Origin of the sequence: Reyranella sp. (assembly GCF_044224635.1) — a bacterium.
Taxonomy (GTDB): domain Bacteria; phylum Pseudomonadota; class Alphaproteobacteria; order Reyranellales; family Reyranellaceae; genus Reyranella.
Window position 1 is genome coordinate 29,137 of the sequence record NZ_JBGAKA010000046.1, and the last position, 16,869, is coordinate 46,005.

The 16,869-nt window shown below is 66.2% G+C and carries 15 protein-coding genes; 12 read left to right on the forward strand and 3 right to left on the reverse strand.

Annotated elements, in window-relative coordinates; genetic code table 11:
• Positions 1-73: 73 nt before the first annotated feature.
• Entirely contained in the window at positions 74-370 is a 297-nt protein-coding gene (locus tag ACILR9_RS29635) for an SCP2 sterol-binding domain-containing protein (RefSeq protein WP_395713581.1), read from the reverse strand.
• A gap of 119 nt (positions 371-489) precedes the next feature.
• Here ACILR9_RS29635 and ACILR9_RS29640 point away from each other — a divergent pair, with 119 nt between their 5' ends.
• The 8 genes from ACILR9_RS29640 to ACILR9_RS29675 all read left to right on the forward strand — a co-directional run bounded on the left by ACILR9_RS29640 (position 490) and on the right by ACILR9_RS29675 (position 9,867).
• Positions 490-1,353 (forward strand): SDR family oxidoreductase, encoded by an 864-nt coding sequence (locus tag ACILR9_RS29640; RefSeq protein WP_395713582.1) that lies wholly within the window; start codon positions 490-492, stop codon positions 1,351-1,353.
• A gap of 4 nt (positions 1,354-1,357) precedes the next feature.
• On the forward strand, positions 1,358-2,974 hold the full coding sequence (locus ACILR9_RS29645; RefSeq protein WP_395713583.1) for an acyl-CoA carboxylase subunit beta: 1,617 nt from the start codon (positions 1,358-1,360) through the stop codon (positions 2,972-2,974).
• A gap of 3 nt (positions 2,975-2,977) precedes the next feature.
• On the forward strand, positions 2,978-4,138 hold the full coding sequence (locus ACILR9_RS29650) for an acyl-CoA dehydrogenase family protein (RefSeq protein WP_395713584.1): 1,161 nt from the start codon (positions 2,978-2,980) through the stop codon (positions 4,136-4,138).
• A 207-nt stretch (positions 4,139-4,345) separates the two neighbouring features.
• Positions 4,346-5,506, forward strand: coding sequence for an acyl-CoA dehydrogenase family protein (locus ACILR9_RS29655; RefSeq protein ID WP_395713585.1), 1,161 nt, complete (start codon positions 4,346-4,348; stop codon positions 5,504-5,506).
• A gap of 145 nt (positions 5,507-5,651) precedes the next feature.
• Positions 5,652-6,470: an enoyl-CoA hydratase/isomerase family protein gene (locus tag ACILR9_RS29660; RefSeq protein ID WP_395713586.1), complete on the forward strand. Its 819-nt coding sequence runs from the start codon at positions 5,652-5,654 to the stop codon at positions 6,468-6,470.
• 274 nt (positions 6,471-6,744) lie between these two features.
• The gene (locus ACILR9_RS29665; protein ID WP_395713587.1) at positions 6,745-7,218 is read left to right on the forward strand and encodes a cupin domain-containing protein; all 474 of its coding nucleotides are present in this window, start codon (positions 6,745-6,747) and stop codon (positions 7,216-7,218) included.
• Positions 7,215-9,104 carry an acetyl/propionyl/methylcrotonyl-CoA carboxylase subunit alpha gene (locus ACILR9_RS29670; protein WP_395713588.1) on the forward strand — a complete coding sequence of 630 codons (1,890 nt, stop codon included), beginning with the start codon at positions 7,215-7,217 and terminating at the stop codon, positions 9,102-9,104. Before ACILR9_RS29665 ends, ACILR9_RS29670 begins: the two co-directional genes overlap by 4 nt.
• Positions 9,088-9,867, forward strand: a complete 780-nt coding sequence (locus tag ACILR9_RS29675) for an ABC transporter ATP-binding protein (protein WP_395713589.1) — start codon at positions 9,088-9,090, stop codon at positions 9,865-9,867. The genes ACILR9_RS29670 and ACILR9_RS29675 overlap by 17 nt, the downstream gene beginning before the upstream one ends.
• A gap of 77 nt (positions 9,868-9,944) precedes the next feature.
• Here ACILR9_RS29675 and ACILR9_RS29680 read toward each other — a convergent pair whose 3' ends face one another.
• Positions 9,945-10,910 (reverse strand): hypothetical protein, encoded by a 966-nt coding sequence (locus ACILR9_RS29680; protein WP_395713590.1) that lies wholly within the window; start codon positions 10,908-10,910, stop codon positions 9,945-9,947.
• Positions 10,911-11,103: 193 nt separating this feature from the next.
• On the opposite strand from ACILR9_RS29680, the gene ACILR9_RS29685 reads away from it, so the two are divergent.
• From ACILR9_RS29685 to ACILR9_RS29700, 4 genes are all read left to right on the forward strand, one after another.
• Positions 11,104-13,077: a WD40 repeat domain-containing protein gene (locus ACILR9_RS29685; protein ID WP_395713591.1), complete on the forward strand. Its 1,974-nt coding sequence runs from the start codon at positions 11,104-11,106 to the stop codon at positions 13,075-13,077.
• On the forward strand, positions 13,078-13,887 hold the full coding sequence (locus tag ACILR9_RS29690; protein WP_395713592.1) for an ABC transporter permease: 810 nt from the start codon (positions 13,078-13,080) through the stop codon (positions 13,885-13,887).
• A gap of 176 nt (positions 13,888-14,063) precedes the next feature.
• Positions 14,064-14,369: a helix-turn-helix domain-containing protein gene (locus tag ACILR9_RS29695; RefSeq protein ID WP_395713593.1), complete on the forward strand. Its 306-nt coding sequence runs from the start codon at positions 14,064-14,066 to the stop codon at positions 14,367-14,369.
• A 67-nt stretch (positions 14,370-14,436) separates the two neighbouring features.
• Positions 14,437-15,405 (forward strand): Bug family tripartite tricarboxylate transporter substrate binding protein, encoded by a 969-nt coding sequence (locus tag ACILR9_RS29700; protein ID WP_395713611.1) that lies wholly within the window; start codon positions 14,437-14,439, stop codon positions 15,403-15,405.
• A 9-nt stretch (positions 15,406-15,414) separates the two neighbouring features.
• On the opposite strand, the gene ACILR9_RS29705 is transcribed toward ACILR9_RS29700, so the two are convergent.
• A complete protein-coding gene (locus tag ACILR9_RS29705) occupies positions 15,415-16,860 on the reverse strand; it encodes an amidase (RefSeq protein WP_395713594.1) in 1,446 nt (481 codons plus the stop codon).
• Positions 16,861-16,869: the final 9 nt, after the last annotated feature.

Genomic DNA, 16,869 nt, shown 5'->3' on the forward strand with positions numbered 1-16,869 from the left:
GAATTCGCAACCGGTCCCGTGCGCCCTATGACACCAGGCGCGCGGCATGTAGCGGGAATGCGACGAGCCGATGCTAGCGCAGGATGCTCTGCAGCTTCATGGCGACGCCCATGTCGCCTTCGATCTTGAGCTTGCCGGTCATGAACGCAGTCATTCCGTCGAGCTTGCCGCCGATCAGGTCGGCGAAGTCGCTGAAATCCATCTTGAGCGTGCAGTCGGCCGCCTTGTCGTCGTTGCTGACCGACGGCGGATTGGCGTTGCCGTCGATGTAGACGACGCCCTGGTCGGTCGAGAATTTCACGGTGTTGCCGAAGGAGGATTTCTTCGAAGCCCCTTCCTTCATTTTCGCGGTGATTTCCTGCAAGGTCATGGCGAGTTCCTCTCCTGTCGGCCAATCGACGAGGGGGCTTACTTGACCTTTACGTAAACGTCAACTACAGGGCGATGAACGGTCGTTCAGAAACGCGGCCATTGGGCGTCGGAGGAACCATGATGTATCGCTCGGTCTTCAAGCCAGGACTGTTTGAAGGCCAGACCGTCATCGTCACGGGCGGCGGCAGCGGCATCGGCCGCTGCACGGCCCACGAGATCGCGGCCCTCGGCGCCCACGTCGTGATCGCCGGCCGCAAGCCCGACAAGCTCGTCACCGTGAAGGGCGAGATCGAGGCGTCCGGCGGCTCGTGCGAGACGCACGCCTTCGACATTCGCGAGGAGGCGCAGGTCAAGGAGGCGATCGCCAACATCGTCGCACGCAACGGCCGCATCCACGGGCTGTTCAACAATGCCGGCGGCCAGTTCCCCGCCCCGGCCGCGGCGATGAGTGCCAAGGGCTTCGACGTCGTGGTGCGCAACAACCTCACCGGCGGCTTCATCGTCAGCCGCGAGGTCTACACCCAGTCGATGCAGCAGCACGGCGGGTCGATCGTCAACATGGCCGCCGACATGCGCAATGGCTTCCCGAGCATGGCTCATACCGGCGCGGCACGCGCCGGCATGGTCAACCTCACCATGACGCTCGCCTACGAATGGGCGCAGTCCGGCGTGCGCGTCAACGCGGTGTCGCCAGGCTGGATCGCTTCGTCGGGCATGGACACCTACCAGGGCGAGTTCAAGGAGAACATCCCCAAGCTCAAGAACTACTGCCCGCTCGGCCGGCTGGGCACCGAGAGCGAGGTCTCGTCGGTCGTCTGCTTCCTGCTGAGCGACGCGTCGGCCTACATCACCGGCACCGAGATTCGCATCGATGGCGGCGTGCCGCTCGGCAACCGCTCGATGGACCTGCCGCAGACCGACCGCTCGCAGCCCTTCAACGGCTTCCACCTCGCCCGCACACCCAAGGTACTGGGGGGCTGAATCGATGCCGGTGATCGAGTCCCAGGTCGACGCCGCGAGCGACGACTATCGCCGCAACCGCGAGCGCATGCTGGCGGCCATCGCCGAGTTCCGCGAGGCCGAGGCGAGCGTGCAGGCGACGTCGGAGAAATCGCGCGACCGTTTCCGCAAACGCAAGCAGCTGATGCCGCGCGAGCGCATCGCGCTCCTGCTCGACCGCGGCGCGCCCTTCCTCGAGCTGATGCCGCTCGCCGGCTATCGCATGCACGACGACCGGGACGGCTCGAGCGCCGGCGGCGGCTCGGTCGCCGGCATCGGCTATGTCCAGGGCGTGCGCTGCGTCGTCACCGCATCGAACAGCGCCATCAAGGGCGGCACCGTCGCGCCCTCCGGCCAGCGCAAGGGCCAGCGCATCCAGCAGGTCGTGATGGAGAACAAGCTGCCGGTCGTGAACCTGGTCGAATCGGGCGGCGCCAATCTCCTGTACCAGGCCGAGATCTTCGTGCCGGGCGGCCGCGGCTTCGCCAACCAGGCGCGCATGTCGGCGCGCGGCATTCCGCAAGTCACGGTGGTGCACGGCTCGTCGACGGCGGGCGGCGCCTACCTGCCCGGCCTCAGCGACTACGTCATCATGGTGCGCAACCAGGCCAAGGTGTTTTTGGCCGGTCCACCCCTCCTCAAGGCCGCCACCGGGGAGATCGCGACCGACGAGGAGCTGGGCGGTGCCGAGATGCACGCCACCGTGTCGGGCGTCGCCGAATGGATGGCCGAGAACGATGCCGACGGCATCCGCATGGCGCGCGACATCATCGCCAAGTGGCACTGGAACGACCGCCTGCCGCCGCGTCCCGTGCGCTCGTACAAGGAGCCGCTGCACGACATCGACGAGCTGTGCGGCGTGGTGCCGCCCTCGCACAAGGATCCCTACGACGTGCGCGAGGTGATCGCCCGCCTGGTCGACGGCTCCGACTTCCTCGAGTTCAAGGGGCTCTTCGATCAGCAGACGATCTGCGGCTGGGCCGAGATCGAGGGCGAGCCGGTGGCCTTCATCGGCAACAACGGCCCGATCACCACCAAGGGCTCCGTCAAGGCGGCGCAGTTCATCCAGCTGTGCTGCCAGCAGGGCACGCCGATCGTCTACCTGCAGAACACCACCGGCTACATGGTCGGCACCGAGGCCGAGCGCGGCGGCATCGTCAAGCACGGCTCGAAGATGATTCAGGCGGTGGCCAACGCCACCGTGCCGCAGATCACCATCGTGATCGGCGGCAGCTTCGGCGCCGGCAACTACGGCATGTGCGGCCGCGCCTACGATCCGCGCTTCATCTTCGCCTGGCCCAACAGCCGCACCGCGGTGATGGGCGGCGAGCAGGCGGCCGGCGTGATGAAGACCGTCACCGAGCAGAAGTTCCTGCGCGAAGGCAAGGAGCCTCCGCGCGCCGAGATCGACAAGATGTACAAGTCGATCGTCGACCAGTTCGACCGCGAATCGACGGCGCTCTACGGCACCGCCCATCTGTGGGACGACGGCATCATCGATCCGCGCGACACGCGCCGGATCCTGGCCTTCACCCTGTCGATCGCCCGCGAATCGACGGTTCGGCCGCTCAATCCCATCACCTTCGGCGTCGCAAGGATGTAGGATATGAAATTCACCCCCGAGCACGAGGCCTTGCGCCAGACCTGGAAGACGCTGATTGACCGCGAGGTCAATCCCTACGCCGACGAGTGGGAGAAGGAAGGCGCCTTCCCCGCCCACGACCTGTTCAAGAAGATGGGCGATGCCGGCCTGCTGGGCGTCGACAAGCCGGTCGAGTTCGGCGGCTCGGGGCTGGATTTCTCTTACGCCATGATCTGCTCGGAATCGCTCGGGCTGGTGAATGGCGGCTCGATCCCGATGGCGACCGGCGTGCAGATCTCGATGGCGACACCGGCGCTCGCCCGCTACGGCAGCGACGAGTTGCGGCAGGAATTCCTGGCACCGTCGATCAGCGGCGACTATGTCGCCTGCCTCGGCGTGTCGGAAACCGGTGCCGGCTCCGACGTCGCCTCGATCAAGACCAACGCCCGCCGGGTCGGCGGCGACTGGGTGATCAACGGTGGCAAGATGTGGACGACCAACGGCGCGCAGGCCGACTGGATGTGCCTGCTCGCCAACACCGGCGACGGCCAGGTGCACAAGAACAAGTCGCTGATCGTCGTGCCGATGAAGACCAAGGGCGTGCAGATCGTCAAGAAGCTCGACAAGCTCGGCATGCGCGCGTCCGACACCGTGCAGACCTTCTTCGACGAGGTGAAGGTGCCGGTGCGCTACACGATCGGCGAGCCGGGCTCGGGCTTCATCTACCAGATGCAGCAATTCCAGGAAGAGCGGCTGTGGGCCGGCGCCGGCACCCTGATGGGCTGCGACCGCATCATCAACGCCACCATCGAGTACACGCGCGAGCGCAAGGTGTTCGGCCGCCCGCTGCTCGACAACCAGGTGATCCATTTCCGCCTGGCCGAGCTCAAGAGCGAGGTCGAGGCCCTGCGCTCCCTCGTCTACCGGGCCTGCGAGGAATACCTCGCCGGCACCGACGTCACCATGCTGGCCTCGATGGCCAAGCTCAAGGCCGGCCGCCTGCGTCGCGAGGTCTCCGACGCCTGCCTGCAATACTGGGGCGGCGCCGGCTACCTCTGGGACAATCCCGTGGCGCGCAGCTACCGCGACGGCCGCCTCGGCTCCATTGGCGGCGGCGCCGACGAGGTCATGCTGCAGATCATCTCCAAGCTGATGGGGACGCTGCCGAGGCTGGGTAACCGATGAGTCATCGCCACCCAACATCATCCTCCTCCTCAGCGTCTTCGCTGGGGAGGTGTCCGCGTCTTCGCGGACGGAGGGGTCATGAGTCACGAAGCATGAACCTCGAATCATGGCCCATGACCCCTCCGTCGCGTATGACGCGACACCTCCCCAGCAAAGCTGGGGAGGAGAATGACTTTGGCTGGCGCGCTTCCGCCCAAGAGGAACGCAATGCAATTCACCCCTGAACACGCCGAGATCCGCCGCACGCTGCGCGCCATCATCGATCGGGACATCAACCCGCATGTCGACAAGTGGGAAGAGGACGGCATCTTCCCGGCCCACGAGGTGTTCAAGAAGCTGGGCGATGCCGGCCTGCTCGGCATCAACAAGCCCGCCCAGTTCGGCGGCATGGGGCTCGACTATTCCTATGCCATGGTGATGGCGGAGGAGCTGGGCCACATCAATTGCGGCTCGGTGCCGATGGCGATCGGCGTGCAGACCGACATGGCGACGCCCGCCCTGGCGCGTTACGGCAGCGACGCGCTGCGCCAGGAGTTTCTCGCGCCCTCGATCGGCGGCGACTACGTCGCCTGCCTCGGCGTCTCCGAGGTCGGCGCCGGCTCCGACGTCGCCTCGCTCAAGACCACGGCGCGCCGCGTCGGCGGCGACTACGTCATCAACGGCGGCAAGATGTGGACGACCAACGGCGCCCAGGCCGACTGGATGTGCCTGCTCGCCAACACCGGCGAGGGCGCGGCCCATCGCAACAAGTCGCTGATCTGCCTGCCCATGAAGACCAGGGGCGTGCAGGTGGTGAAAAAGCTCGACAAGCTCGGCATGCGCAGCTCCGACACCGCGCAGATCTTCTTCGACGAGGTCAAGGTGCCGGTGCGCAACCTGATCGGCCAGGAGGGCATGGGCTTCGTCTACCAGATGCAGCAGTTCCAGGAGGAGCGGCTGTGGGGCGCCATCAGCGCCGTCGTCGGCATGGAGCGGCTGATCCAGCAGACGATCGAGTACACGCGCGAGCGCAAGGTGTTCGGCCGGCCGCTGCTCGACAACCAGGTGATCCATTTCAAGCTGGCCGAGCTCAGCACCGAGGTCGAGCTGGTGCGCTCGCTCTGCTATCGCGCCTGCGAGGAGTATCTCGACGGCACCGACGTCACCATGCTGGCCTCGATGGCCAAGCTCAAGGCCGGCCGCGCGTTGCGCCTGGTGACCGACGGCTGCCTGCAATACTGGGGCGGCGCCGGTTACCTCTGGGAATCGCCGACCGCCCGCGCCTTCCGCGATTCGCGCCTCGCCTCGATCGGCGGTGGCGCTGACGAGGTCATGCTGCAGATCATCTCGAAGCTGATGGGCACCCTGCCCCGGCTGGAGAATCGATGAATGGCGCACCCAAAGAAGGAAAGGTCCCCCCTCGCTGCGCTCGGGATGACAGCATTGTTGTCGCGCCAATCAGCATTGCTGTCATCCCGAGCGCAGCGAGGGACCTTTGCTCAGATCGGCCGACGACGCGTCCTCGGAGTTTCAAATGACTGATTTCGCCGCCAAGTACCAAACCCTGCTGCTGCATCGCGAGCGCTCGCGCCTGCACGTCACGCTGAACCGGCCCGAGGTCAAGAATGCCCTGAACCCGACCTTGGTCGGCGAGCTCAGGGCGGTGTTCGAGGTCCTGCGCGACCGGCGTGACATCAAGGTCGTCGTGCTGCGCGGCGCTGGCGGCACCTTCTGCGCCGGCGCCGATCTCAAGAACATGGAGCAGAGCTTTCGCGACACGCCCAAGTCCGGCGAGAAGGATCCGATCGCCGTCAGCAACCGCGAGTACGGGACCTTTCTCGAGATGGTCAACACCACGCCGCAGGTCGTGGTCGCGGCGGTCGAAGGTTACGCCATCGCCGGCGGCTTCGGCCTGCTCTGCGTCTCCGACGTGGCGATCTGCACCGAGGATGCGGGCTTCGCCATGAGCGAAACGGCCATCGGCATCGTGCCGGCGCAGATCGCGCCCTTCGTCGCCGCCCGCATCGGCGTGCCGCAGACCCGGCATCTCGCCCTGACCGCATCGCGCTTCAAAGGACCCGAGGCGCTGCGCCTCGGCATCGTCCATCATCTCGTCAAGGACTCGGCGGCGCTCGACGCCAAGCTGGAGGAGGTCCTGAAGCAGATCGACCGCTGCGCGCCGCTGGCCAATGCGCTGACCAAGGCAGTGGTGATGAAGGTCGGCAGCGAGCCGCTGTCTTCCGTGCTCGACTTCGCCGCCGACAAGTTCGCCGAAGCGCGGCGCAGCCCCGAAGCGGCGGAAGGCCTGCGTGCCTTCGCCGAAAAGCGCCCGCCGCGATGGGCGACGGAGTGAACTTGCGGAGGGAGCTCATTGCTGGGGGCGCGCCACTCACAGACGCCGACTTTCGCTTCTCCTCCCCAGCTTCGCTGGGGAGGTGTCGCCGTCTTCTTTCGCTTCTCCTCCCCAGCTTCGCTGGGGAGGTGTCGCCGTCTTACGGCGACGGAGGGGTCAAGGGCCACAGTCCCGCTGCTCATGACCCCTCCGTCCGCGAAGACGCGGACACCTCCCCAGCGAAGCTGGGGAGGAGAAATGAAACGCGCCCCCAGCACCCTTGAAAGGAGGCAGCATGGCAACGCCACCCATCGCCGTACGCGTGACCGACCTGCCGGTGCGTGTCGGAACGGACTACCCCGCCCCGCACGACGTGCCGTGCCGCCAGCGTCGTCGACAGGCGCTGGGCAACGTGTTCGGCCTGTCGCAATTCGGCGTCAATCAGCTCGAGCTGCCGCCGGGCACCTGGTCCTCGCAACGCCACTGGCATGAACGCCAGGACGAGCTGGTCTACGTGCTCGAGGGCGAGGTGGTGCTGGTGACGGACGATGGCGAAACCGTCCTGACGGCCGGGATGACCGCCGGCTTCCCTGCCGGCAAGGCGAACGGCCATCATCTCGTCAATCGTTCCGACAGGGCCACCCGCGTCCTCGAGGTCGGCACCCGCACCGTCGAGGAAGTCGGCCACTATTCCGATATCGACATGATGGTGCGCGAGGACGCCAGCGGCTGGGGCTACTACACCAAGGACGGACGTCCCCTGAAATGAAGCTCAGCAAGATCCTTGTCGCCAATCGTGGCGAGATTGCCTGGCGCGTGATGCGCACGGCCAAGGCGATGGGCTATCGCACTGTCGCGGTCTACTCCGACGCCGACCGCCTGGCGCCGCACGTCGGCTACGCCGACGAGGCCCGGCACATTGGCCCCTCGCCGGTCGGCGAGAGCTATCTCAATATCGAGCGCATCCTCGATGCCGCGCGCCGGTCGGGCGCCGACGCGGTGCATCCGGGTTACGGGTTCCTGTCGGAGAACGAGGCCTTTGCCGCGGCCTGCGAGACAGCCGGGTTGGTGTTCATCGGCCCGCCGCCCGCCGCGATCGCCGCCATGGGCAACAAGGCGGCGGCCAAGCGGCGCATGATCGACGCCGGCGTGCCCTGCGTGCCGGGTTACCAAGGGGCCGACCAGAGCGATGCCAACCTCGAGACGGAAGCGCGCAGGATCGGCTTGCCGGTGATGGTGAAGGCGGCGGCTGGCGGCGGCGGCCGCGGCATGCGCCTGGTCGAGCGCGAGGCCGACCTGCTCGAGGCGATCCGCACCGCGCGCACGGAGGCCGAGAGCGCCTTCGGCTCGGGCGAGCTGATCCTAGAGAAGGCGGTCGTCGATGCCCGCCATGTCGAGATCCAGGTCTTCGCCGACAACCATGGCAATGTCATCCACCTTGGCGAGCGGGACTGCTCGGTGCAGCGCCGCCACCAGAAGGTGATCGAGGAAGCGCCCTCGCCGGCGGCCGATACGGGCCTGCGCCATCGCATGGGGGCGGCGGCGGTCGCCGCGGCACGCGCCATCGGCTATCGCGGCGCCGGCACGGTCGAGTTCCTGCTCGCCGCCGACGGCGCCTTCTACTTCCTCGAGATGAACACGCGCCTGCAGGTCGAGCATCCGGTGACCGAGATGATCACCGGACAGGATCTGGTGGCCTGGCAGCTCAAGGTCGCATCAGGCGAGGCGCTGCCGCTCACACAGGAGCAAATCGCGTTCTCCGGCCACGCCATCGAGGTGCGTCTCTACGCCGAGGATGCCTACGCGGGCTTCCTGCCGCAGACCGGACGCATTGCCGTGTGGCGACCGCCGACGGGCCCCGGCATCCGGGTCGATCATGGCATGAAGGACGGGCTCGTGATCTCGCCCTACTACGATTCGATGATCGCCAAGGTGATCGCGCACGGCGCGACGCGCGAGGAGGCGCGTGTGCGCCTGGTGCGGGCGCTGCGCCAGACCGTCGTGCTGGGATCGACCACCAACCGGCACTTCCTGATCCGCCTGCTCGAGCATCCCGAGTTCACCGCCGGCCAGGCCACCACCGCCTTCATCGACAAGCATTTCTCCGGCGATGCGCTGGCGCCGCCGAAGGCGAGCGACGTTCATTGGCAGCGCGCGGCGGCATTGCTGTGGCGGCAATCGGCCGAACGCTATCCGGCGGCGCTGCGCGGCTGGCGCAACTCCAATCCCGAGCCGACGCCGATCCGTCTCGTCGCCGACAACGAGGAGCAAACGCTGCTGATGACGGCGGCCGAGGCCGAGGCCATCGGCGACGCGGCGCCATTCCACATCGAGGGCGACGACATCATCGTCGATCACGAGGCGCTCACCGTGCGCTTCACCGACAAGACCTACGCGCCGCCCGCGGCGGCGGCGGCCGGCAGCGACGGCAAGCTGCGCGCGCCGATGGATGGCCGCATCGTCGCCATCAAGGTCGCGGCGGGCGACAGCGTCAGCCGTGGCCAGACGCTGATCGTGCTGGAGGCGATGAAGATCCAGCATCAGCTCAAGGCCGGGCTCGACGCCCGGATCGAGTCGATTACCGTGCGCGAAGGCCAGCAGGTGGCCAACCGCACGGTCCTGGTCACCCTGGCGGCCGATGCCGCTGCACCTTGAAAAGGTCTCGCACCGCTACGGCTCGGTCGAGGCGCTCGACAGCATCGAGCTCGACATTGCCGACGGCGAGACCGTCGCCCTGATCGGCCCGTCCGGCTGCGGCAAGTCGACCCTGCTCGGCATCATCGGCGGGTTGCTGCAACCGACGGCCGGCCGGGTCACCCTGTCCGGCCCACCGCCGAAGGAGTCGCTCAATCCCTTCACCTACGTCTTCCAGGATTTCGCCCTGCTGCCGTGGCGCAGCGTGGCCGACAATGTCTCGCTGGCGCTGGAGCATCGCGCGCTCGGCGCCGCCGAGCGGCGCGAGCGGGTGGCGGCGGCACTCGCCCTCACCGGCCTCGGCGACTTCGCCAGCGCCTATCCCAAACAGCTGTCTGGCGGCATGCGTCAGCGCGTCGGCATCGCCCGGGCGCTGGTGGTGCGGCCGGCCGTCCTGCTGCTCGACGAGCCGCTGTCCGCGCTCGATGCCCAGACCCGCGAGCTCCTGATGGAGGACCTGCTGGCGATCTGGGCGCGCGAGAAGAGCACGCGGGTGTACGTGACGCACAACCTCGAGGAGGCGGCCCGCCTTGCCGACCGCGTGGTCGTGCTGTCGCGCCGGCCCGGCCGCATCCGCGAGGTGATCGGCATCGACGTCCCGGTCGCCGAGCGTGCGCGCCCCGAGCATGCCGGCCTGCTGGTCGATGTGCACAAGCGCCTGTGGTCGCTGATCCGCGACGAGGCGGCGACGGCCGACCGCGAGGTGCAAAGCTTTCGTTCTTAGTTTCCGCGCGATCCCGACCGGAAACTCATAGATACTTAGCCAGTGGGCAGGGATAACTGAGCGAACGTCGCGTTGGCTCAGATTGAGTAGAACGTAAGAACGTCTCGATCAGCACCAGGTACTTCTCTTGAAATGAGCTTCAACAGGATGTGTCCACACAAACTAACAGCTTCAAATGCCAATGGGTTATAATCCACTCCTGCGCGAGGCGCCAAGCCATGAATTAGTGTACTACGTTTCGCGTATAGTTTCTGCCATTTTCGCTTCAAATGTCCAAGGTCCAGCGATGCCAACAAGGCACTGACTCCTTGCGTTAGCGACACTCTATGAATGCTCTTTTCAATTGCCAAAGCGACTTCGTGGCGCTCATCCTCGGTTCCGATCGGGCTTTCCAATGCATTTCGTGCCAGCACTTGCAACAACGTCTTCTGATTCTCACTCCAAGCCTTTTGTCCGATCATCTCTACTGCCGATATTGAGAACACTATCTGGGCAACTGGCTCAGCTCGCATTAGGGCAAAGTTGAGAAGGAGAATCGCATCGCGAGTAACATCCGACACTCTCCCCTTGTTGTTGATAAATCGTTCCAAGTTAGACAAGAAGGGCTCTGGTTCCTTGTGAACTACTCCAGTTGCTTGGATGCCGAACATCCTAACATTCGGGTCATTGGGGAATATGTCGATACCATGGACGTTGTCTCTAATCAGGGTACCATCTGCCTTGTGGATAGCGTCCTTTATCGTATCACTCAAGCTAGCTGTCGGTGCATCGACGCCGCAGTCGATACCCCATCGTGAACTCACGGCGGCTAATGCTGCGGAGCTCTTGAGCATGAATGCAAAATTACGCGCTTCGTCTTCCGTCCCAAAGCCAACCGCATTCATAACCAGCCATTCGGTGTCCTTGATCATCGCATCGGGGTGCTGAGCCGATAACGTTAACTCCTGCATTCCAATATTGAAGCGGTGCGAGTTAGTTTTTATGTTAAGCTTCACATTTACCCGAAACCTAAAGCGTACGCGGAACCCAAGTTTACTTGTCATGTCGCATTCCGACTTAAGTTGGGAGCAATCTTTTGACCGTAACCGATGCAAAGGTGGTATCATATCAGATGTGAGGTGGCATTTGGGCAGGGCCAATCTCACGAGGCCTCGACAGTTGATTGCTGATCCGCGACGGGGCGGCGACGGCCGACCGCTAGGTGCAGAGCATCGGCCGCCCGATGTAGAAGAGGCCTTGGGAACGGGACCGTCTCGCATGCGATTACTCACCTGCCTGCTGTCGGCACTCTTCGGCGCCCTGGCGATCACGGCGAGCGCATGGGCGCAGTCTGCCGCGTCGATCGCCGTGGCGGCCGACGACGATTGCATCGCCGTCTACAGTGGGCGTGTCGAGCAACGGCTGCTGCGGGCGCACTTCGACCAGGCCGCGGGAAAAGTTGCCTTCTCCCCCTTCGGGCCCCCCGGTGTCGAAGCCTTCGCCGTCGCGCCCAAGGGAGCCTTCGTCGTCTATGCCGCCGTCCCGGGCGGCTTCTTCGAACGCACGCGGCATTTGGTCCTGCTCGATGCCGCCGGGCGGCCGGTCGGCGAGCCGATACCCAGCCCGATCGGCGCCGTCGCGCAATTAGCCGTGTCACCCAAGGGCGACCGGGTTGCCGCCAGCAGCGAGCGCGGCTGGATCAGCCTGTTCGCCGTCGAGCGGGCCGGGCCGTCGATGCGTCTGGTGCCGCGGGCAACCTTCGGCGTGTCGGCCAACCGGCCCTACACCTACGCCTTTCGGCCAGACGGCGGTCTCGTGACGATGACGGACGACTGGGTGATGGTCTATCGCACGAGCGACGGCGCGATCCAGCGCGTGGTCGACCTCAAGACCCTGAACCGCACCCTGGAGCCGGTCTCGCGCGAGGAGGAGGGTCTATTTCAGCTGCGCTGGTCGCCGCGCGGCGACCGCTTCGCGGTGAGCTGGGGCGGTGGGCCGATGTTTACCACGATCTTCGATGCGGCCGGTCACCGCTTGCAGCCTGCCGACATTTCGGTGGGTGAGGACCTGCCGGCGACCGATGTCACGTTCATCGACGGCGGCAACGCGGCGATCCTTGCAGGGATGACGGAGCCGGTCGTGGTCCGCATGGCCAGCCTCGCGTCGAAGCCCTTCGCCAATGTTGAAATCAACGCAACCCAATTCATGGCCCTGTCGGACGGACGCCGGCTCATGACCCTTGACGACAAGGGCATTGCGCTGTGGTCCGACACCGGCAAGCAACTAGTCGCGCCGGCCGGCTTCGAGAACTATACGATCAACAGCGCTGCCGCCGGCGCCGACAACGAAGCGATTGCACTGGCCGTGCGCGGCGGTTGGATCGACCTGTTCACGAAAGAGGGCGCCTTCGTGCTCCGCATCCAGTCCGGCACCGGAGGCCCCGGGGGCAGCATCGCCATATCCGCCGACGGCGACGTCGTATCGGCGCTTGGAAGGACCGAGCTTTACACGCTGATCCGGCCGGAAGCGCGCACCTGGCGCGCCACGATCCCCTTCGACCAATCACAAAGACAGTTCGTGGCGATGGCCGCGACCGGAAAGCTCATTGCTGCCGTGGGACGCGGCCCCAGCGTGCTGACCTGGTCGCGCGACGGCGGCGACCTCACGACTTATGCCCTCGAGGTCGACGGGCAGCGGCCCGCCCGTCCCGCCGGTTTTGCCATGGCGCCGGAGGGCGATGCGATGGCACTCGTTGACGAGAGAGCCGCGATCTGGCTCATCCGGACGGCCGACCGGAGCGTGCGGCGTGTCGCCCTGTCCGCACAATCATGGGCCGTGGCGCCCTTACCCCGGGGCGGGTTCGCGGCCGGATTGGCCGACGGAACGATCGTGCGTCTTTCCCCTGATGGCACTTTCGCGGGTCCACCGGTCAAGGCGGCGGAGTTCGGCGGGGTCGGCCTGATCGTCGTGGCGCCCGACGGCGAAAGCTTCATCGTCGTCGAGGATGACGAACTGTCGGTCCGTCACCTCGATTGGAACGGCAAGGTCTTGGCCGGGCCGCTGCGGACAAGCCGGTCGGACCGGATTCAGGCTGCCTTCTTCCACCACGACAGGGCCATGCTGATCCTGTCGCCGGACAAGTCGAACATCTACGCGGGCGATGGCCTCGCCCTTGTCGACCTGGTTGCAGGGCGCGCGGCAGGCCGCACGTACTTCGAGCAGCCGAACTAGATGGACCCGCCCCGACAGTCCCCCTCCGCGCGTCGCCCCGTCCCGTTCCGCGGCGGCGGCTTCAACCCCACGCCGCGCCGCGTGCTGCCGTGGGTCGTGTTCGTCGTCGTCATCGCCGCCTGGCAGGCGGCATCGAGCGCCGGGGTCCTGCCGTCGCTGTTCATGCCCAGTCCGCTCACCGTCATGCGCGCCCTGGTCGCGCTGTGGCTCGACGGCACGTTGATGGAACACGTGATGGCGTCGCTGAAGCGCATCGTGCCGGGCTGGATCATCGGCACCGGCGCCGGCCTCGCCGTCGGGCTCGCCATGGGCATCTTCTCGGCGGCGCGGGCCGGCGGGCTGCCGATCGTGTCGGCCCTCTTCCCCATCCCGAAGATCGCCCTGCTGCCGCTGCTCATCCTGTGGTTCGGCATCGGCGAGCCGTCGAAGGTCGCCACCATCGCGCTCGGCGTCTTCTTCCCGACCGTGATCTCGGCCTACAGCGCGTGCGATTCGGTGCCGCGCAACCTGATCCGCATGGGCCAGAGCTTCGGCCTGCCGGCGACCGACATCGTCGCCAAGATCCTGCTGCCCGGCGCCATGCCCGGCATCCTCGCCGGCTTCCGCATCTCAGCCTCGGTCGCCCTGCTCCTGGTGGTCGCCGCCGAGATGATCGGCGCCCAGCACGGCATCGGCGCCTTCGTCCTCACGGCCGGCAACCTGATGCAGACCGACCAGCTGCTGGCCGGCGTCGTCATGCTGTCGATCCTGGGCCTGCTGATCTCGTGGGGCCTCGGCATGGTCGAGCGCTCGGTGCTGCGCTGGCGGTGACTGCTTGACGCTATGTGCCAAATTTGGCACATAGCTGCCGATGCCTGTTCGGCCGAAGAAGGTTCAGGCGCGCTTCTACGCCACGGCTGCGGGCGTCAGACCAGTTCGCGATTGGATCATGTCTCTCGCCATCGGCGATCGTCGACGCATCGGCAAGGACATTCAAAAGGTGGAGGATGAAAGGCAAGAAGAAGTCGGTGGCATCCCGCCATGTGTCCGCCGAAACATTCGACGATTTCCTGGATGAGGAAGGCCTTCTCGAGGAAGCCGAGGCAGGAGCCTTGAAGGAGATAATCGCCGACCAGATCGCGCTGGCGATGCGGCAACGCAAGATCACGAAAAGCGTGATGGCGTCTCGTATGGGGACGAGCCGTCGCCAGATCGACCGCTTACTCGATCCGCGCAATCCGTCGGTAACCCTATTGACTCTGCGCCGCGCAGCGTCTGCCGTCGGCAAGCGGTTGCATGTCGAATTGCGATGAGCGACGTCGGGTCGTATCGGCTTGAACAGAACAGTGGTTGAAGAACGCGGTATCGGGAGGCGTCATGCTGCGCAGGTCAGTTTTGTCTTTGCTAGCGATAGCCCTGGCCAGTCCGGCCTTCGCACAGGCCTATCCCAGCAAGCCGATCACCCTGATCGTCCCGTTCGCGGCGGGCGGGCCGACCGACCTGATGGCGCGCATCGTCGGCGAGCGCATGGGCAAGGAGCTCGGCCAGCAATTCATCATCGACAACGTCACGGGCGCGGCCGGCACGATCGCGATGGGCAAGCTGGCGCGCTCGGCGCCCGACGGCTACACGATCGGCATCGGCCATCTCGGCACCAATGTGGTGAACGGGCTGATCTACAAGAAGCTGAACTACGATCTGCTGGACGATCTGGTGCCGATCGCCCGCCTGCCCTCGAACCCGCTGCTGGTGGTGACGTCCAACCAGGTGCCGGCCAAGGATCTCAAGGAGCTGGTCGCCTACCTCAAGGCCAATGCCGACAAGATCTCGGGCGGAACCGCCGGCATGGGCTCGGGCTCGCATATCGGCGTCATGGCCTTTCACGCCGCCACCGGCACGAACTACCAGCTGGTGCCCTATCGCGGCACCGGCCCGGCGGTGCAGGACCTGATCGCCAACCAGATCCAGATCATGATCGACCAGTCCTCGAACTCGCTGCCGCACGTGCGCGCGGGCAAGCTCAAGGTCTATGCGGTGACCGCCAAGGAACGCCCGGCGGCCGCGCCGGACGTGCCGACCACGGCCGAGGCAGGCTATCCCGGCATCGAGGTCGCGATCTGGCATGGCCTGTGGGCCCCCAAGGGAACGCCGCCGGAGATCATCGCGAAGCTCAATGCCGCTGCCGTGGCGGCGCTCAAGGATCCGGAGATCCGGCGCAAGCTCGAGGATCTCGGCCAGGACATCCCGACGCCGGAGCAGATGCAGCCTGCCGCCTTCGACGCCTACCAGCGCGGCGAGTTCGACAAGTGGCGGCCGATCATCGAGAAGGCGAACGTCAAGGTCGAGTGACGATCCAGGTCAGGCGTAAGCGGGCGGCATCGGACACGGCGGCAACAGCTTCTCGACCGCCCGGGCTACGCTCAGCAGATCGATGTCGCGCCACTTGCGGCCGGTGAGCTGCAGCCCGATCGGCAAGCCCGCGCGCGAGAAGCCGCAGGGCAGCACGACCGACGGCTGCCCGGTGAGGTTGGCGAGGAAGTTGTAGGACGTGCCGGCGAAAAAGTAGGGATGGCCGACGCCATCGATCTCGAGCGGCTCCTTCTGGCTCTGGCGGATGAAGGCGGCGTCGGGCATCACCGGCATCAGCCAGGCGTCGAACTCCTCGAGGAACGTCTCGCACTGGCGCAGCAGGCGGTCGCGGCGGTCGAGGACGGTGAAGTACGCGGCAAGGTCGAGCCCCGCCGTGCGCGCCGCCGAGCGCGCCGACGGGTTCGACGAGCCTTGCCTGCCGAAATCCGCCTCGCGCTCCGACAACGGCGACAGCGCCCGCGCCTGATAGAAGAACAGGTCGCACCAATCGTCCCAGGCCTGCTGCCAATCCAATCCCTTGGGCTCGGCGCGCTTGGCCTTGGCGCCGGCCTTCGTCAGCAGCTTCACGGTCGCCTGCAGGACGGCGGCGGTGTCGGCCGACACCTTCACCAGGGGATTGCTCTCCAGCACGGCAATGCGCAAGTCCTTCGGGGTCCGCGTGCTCGCTTTGCCGAGCGGCATCGGCGGCGCCTCCGCCTCGCGGCCGTCGGGGCCGGCGATGATGCGCAAGGCCAGCTCGAGATCGTCGACCGAACGGGCGAGCGGCCCGAACACACCCATGGCGCGCGTGGTCCGCGGCTTGCCGGGCAGATCGGGCACGTGACCGTGCGCCGGCACCAGCGACTCGGTCGGCTTCAGGGAGAAGATGCCGTTGTAGTGCGCCGGGTTGCGCACCGATCCGCCGATGTCGCTGCCGAGCTCGAGCGGCGTCAGGCGTGCCGCGACGGCAACGCCGCCGCCGCCGGTCGAGCCTCCGGCGGTACGGCGAGGGTCCCACGGATTCTTCGTCGTGCCAAACAATGGGCTCTCGGTCTGAAAGTCGGCGCACAGCTCGGGCACATTGGTCTTGCCCAGAATGACGGCACCGGCGGCGCGCAATCGGGCAACCAGGCTCGCATCCTCGCGGGCGATGTTGTCCTTGAGCGGCGGGTGGCTCGAGGTGGTGGCGAGGCCGGCGACGTCGAAGGCTTCCTTGATGGTGATCGGCACGCCATGCAGGGCGCCGAGCTTGCCCCCCTTGCCATTGGCGCGCGCACGATCGGCAGCCTGCGCGGCTTTCAGGGCACGATCGCCATCGACCACCACCAGAGCGTTCAGGGATCCGTTGAGGTTTGCGATACGCTCCAGATGCGCCTGGGTCGCCTCGACCGAGCTGAGCCGCCCGGCCCGGATGGCGCGTGACAGGCGTGTGGCCGTTTCGAAGCACGGATTCATGGTCTCTCC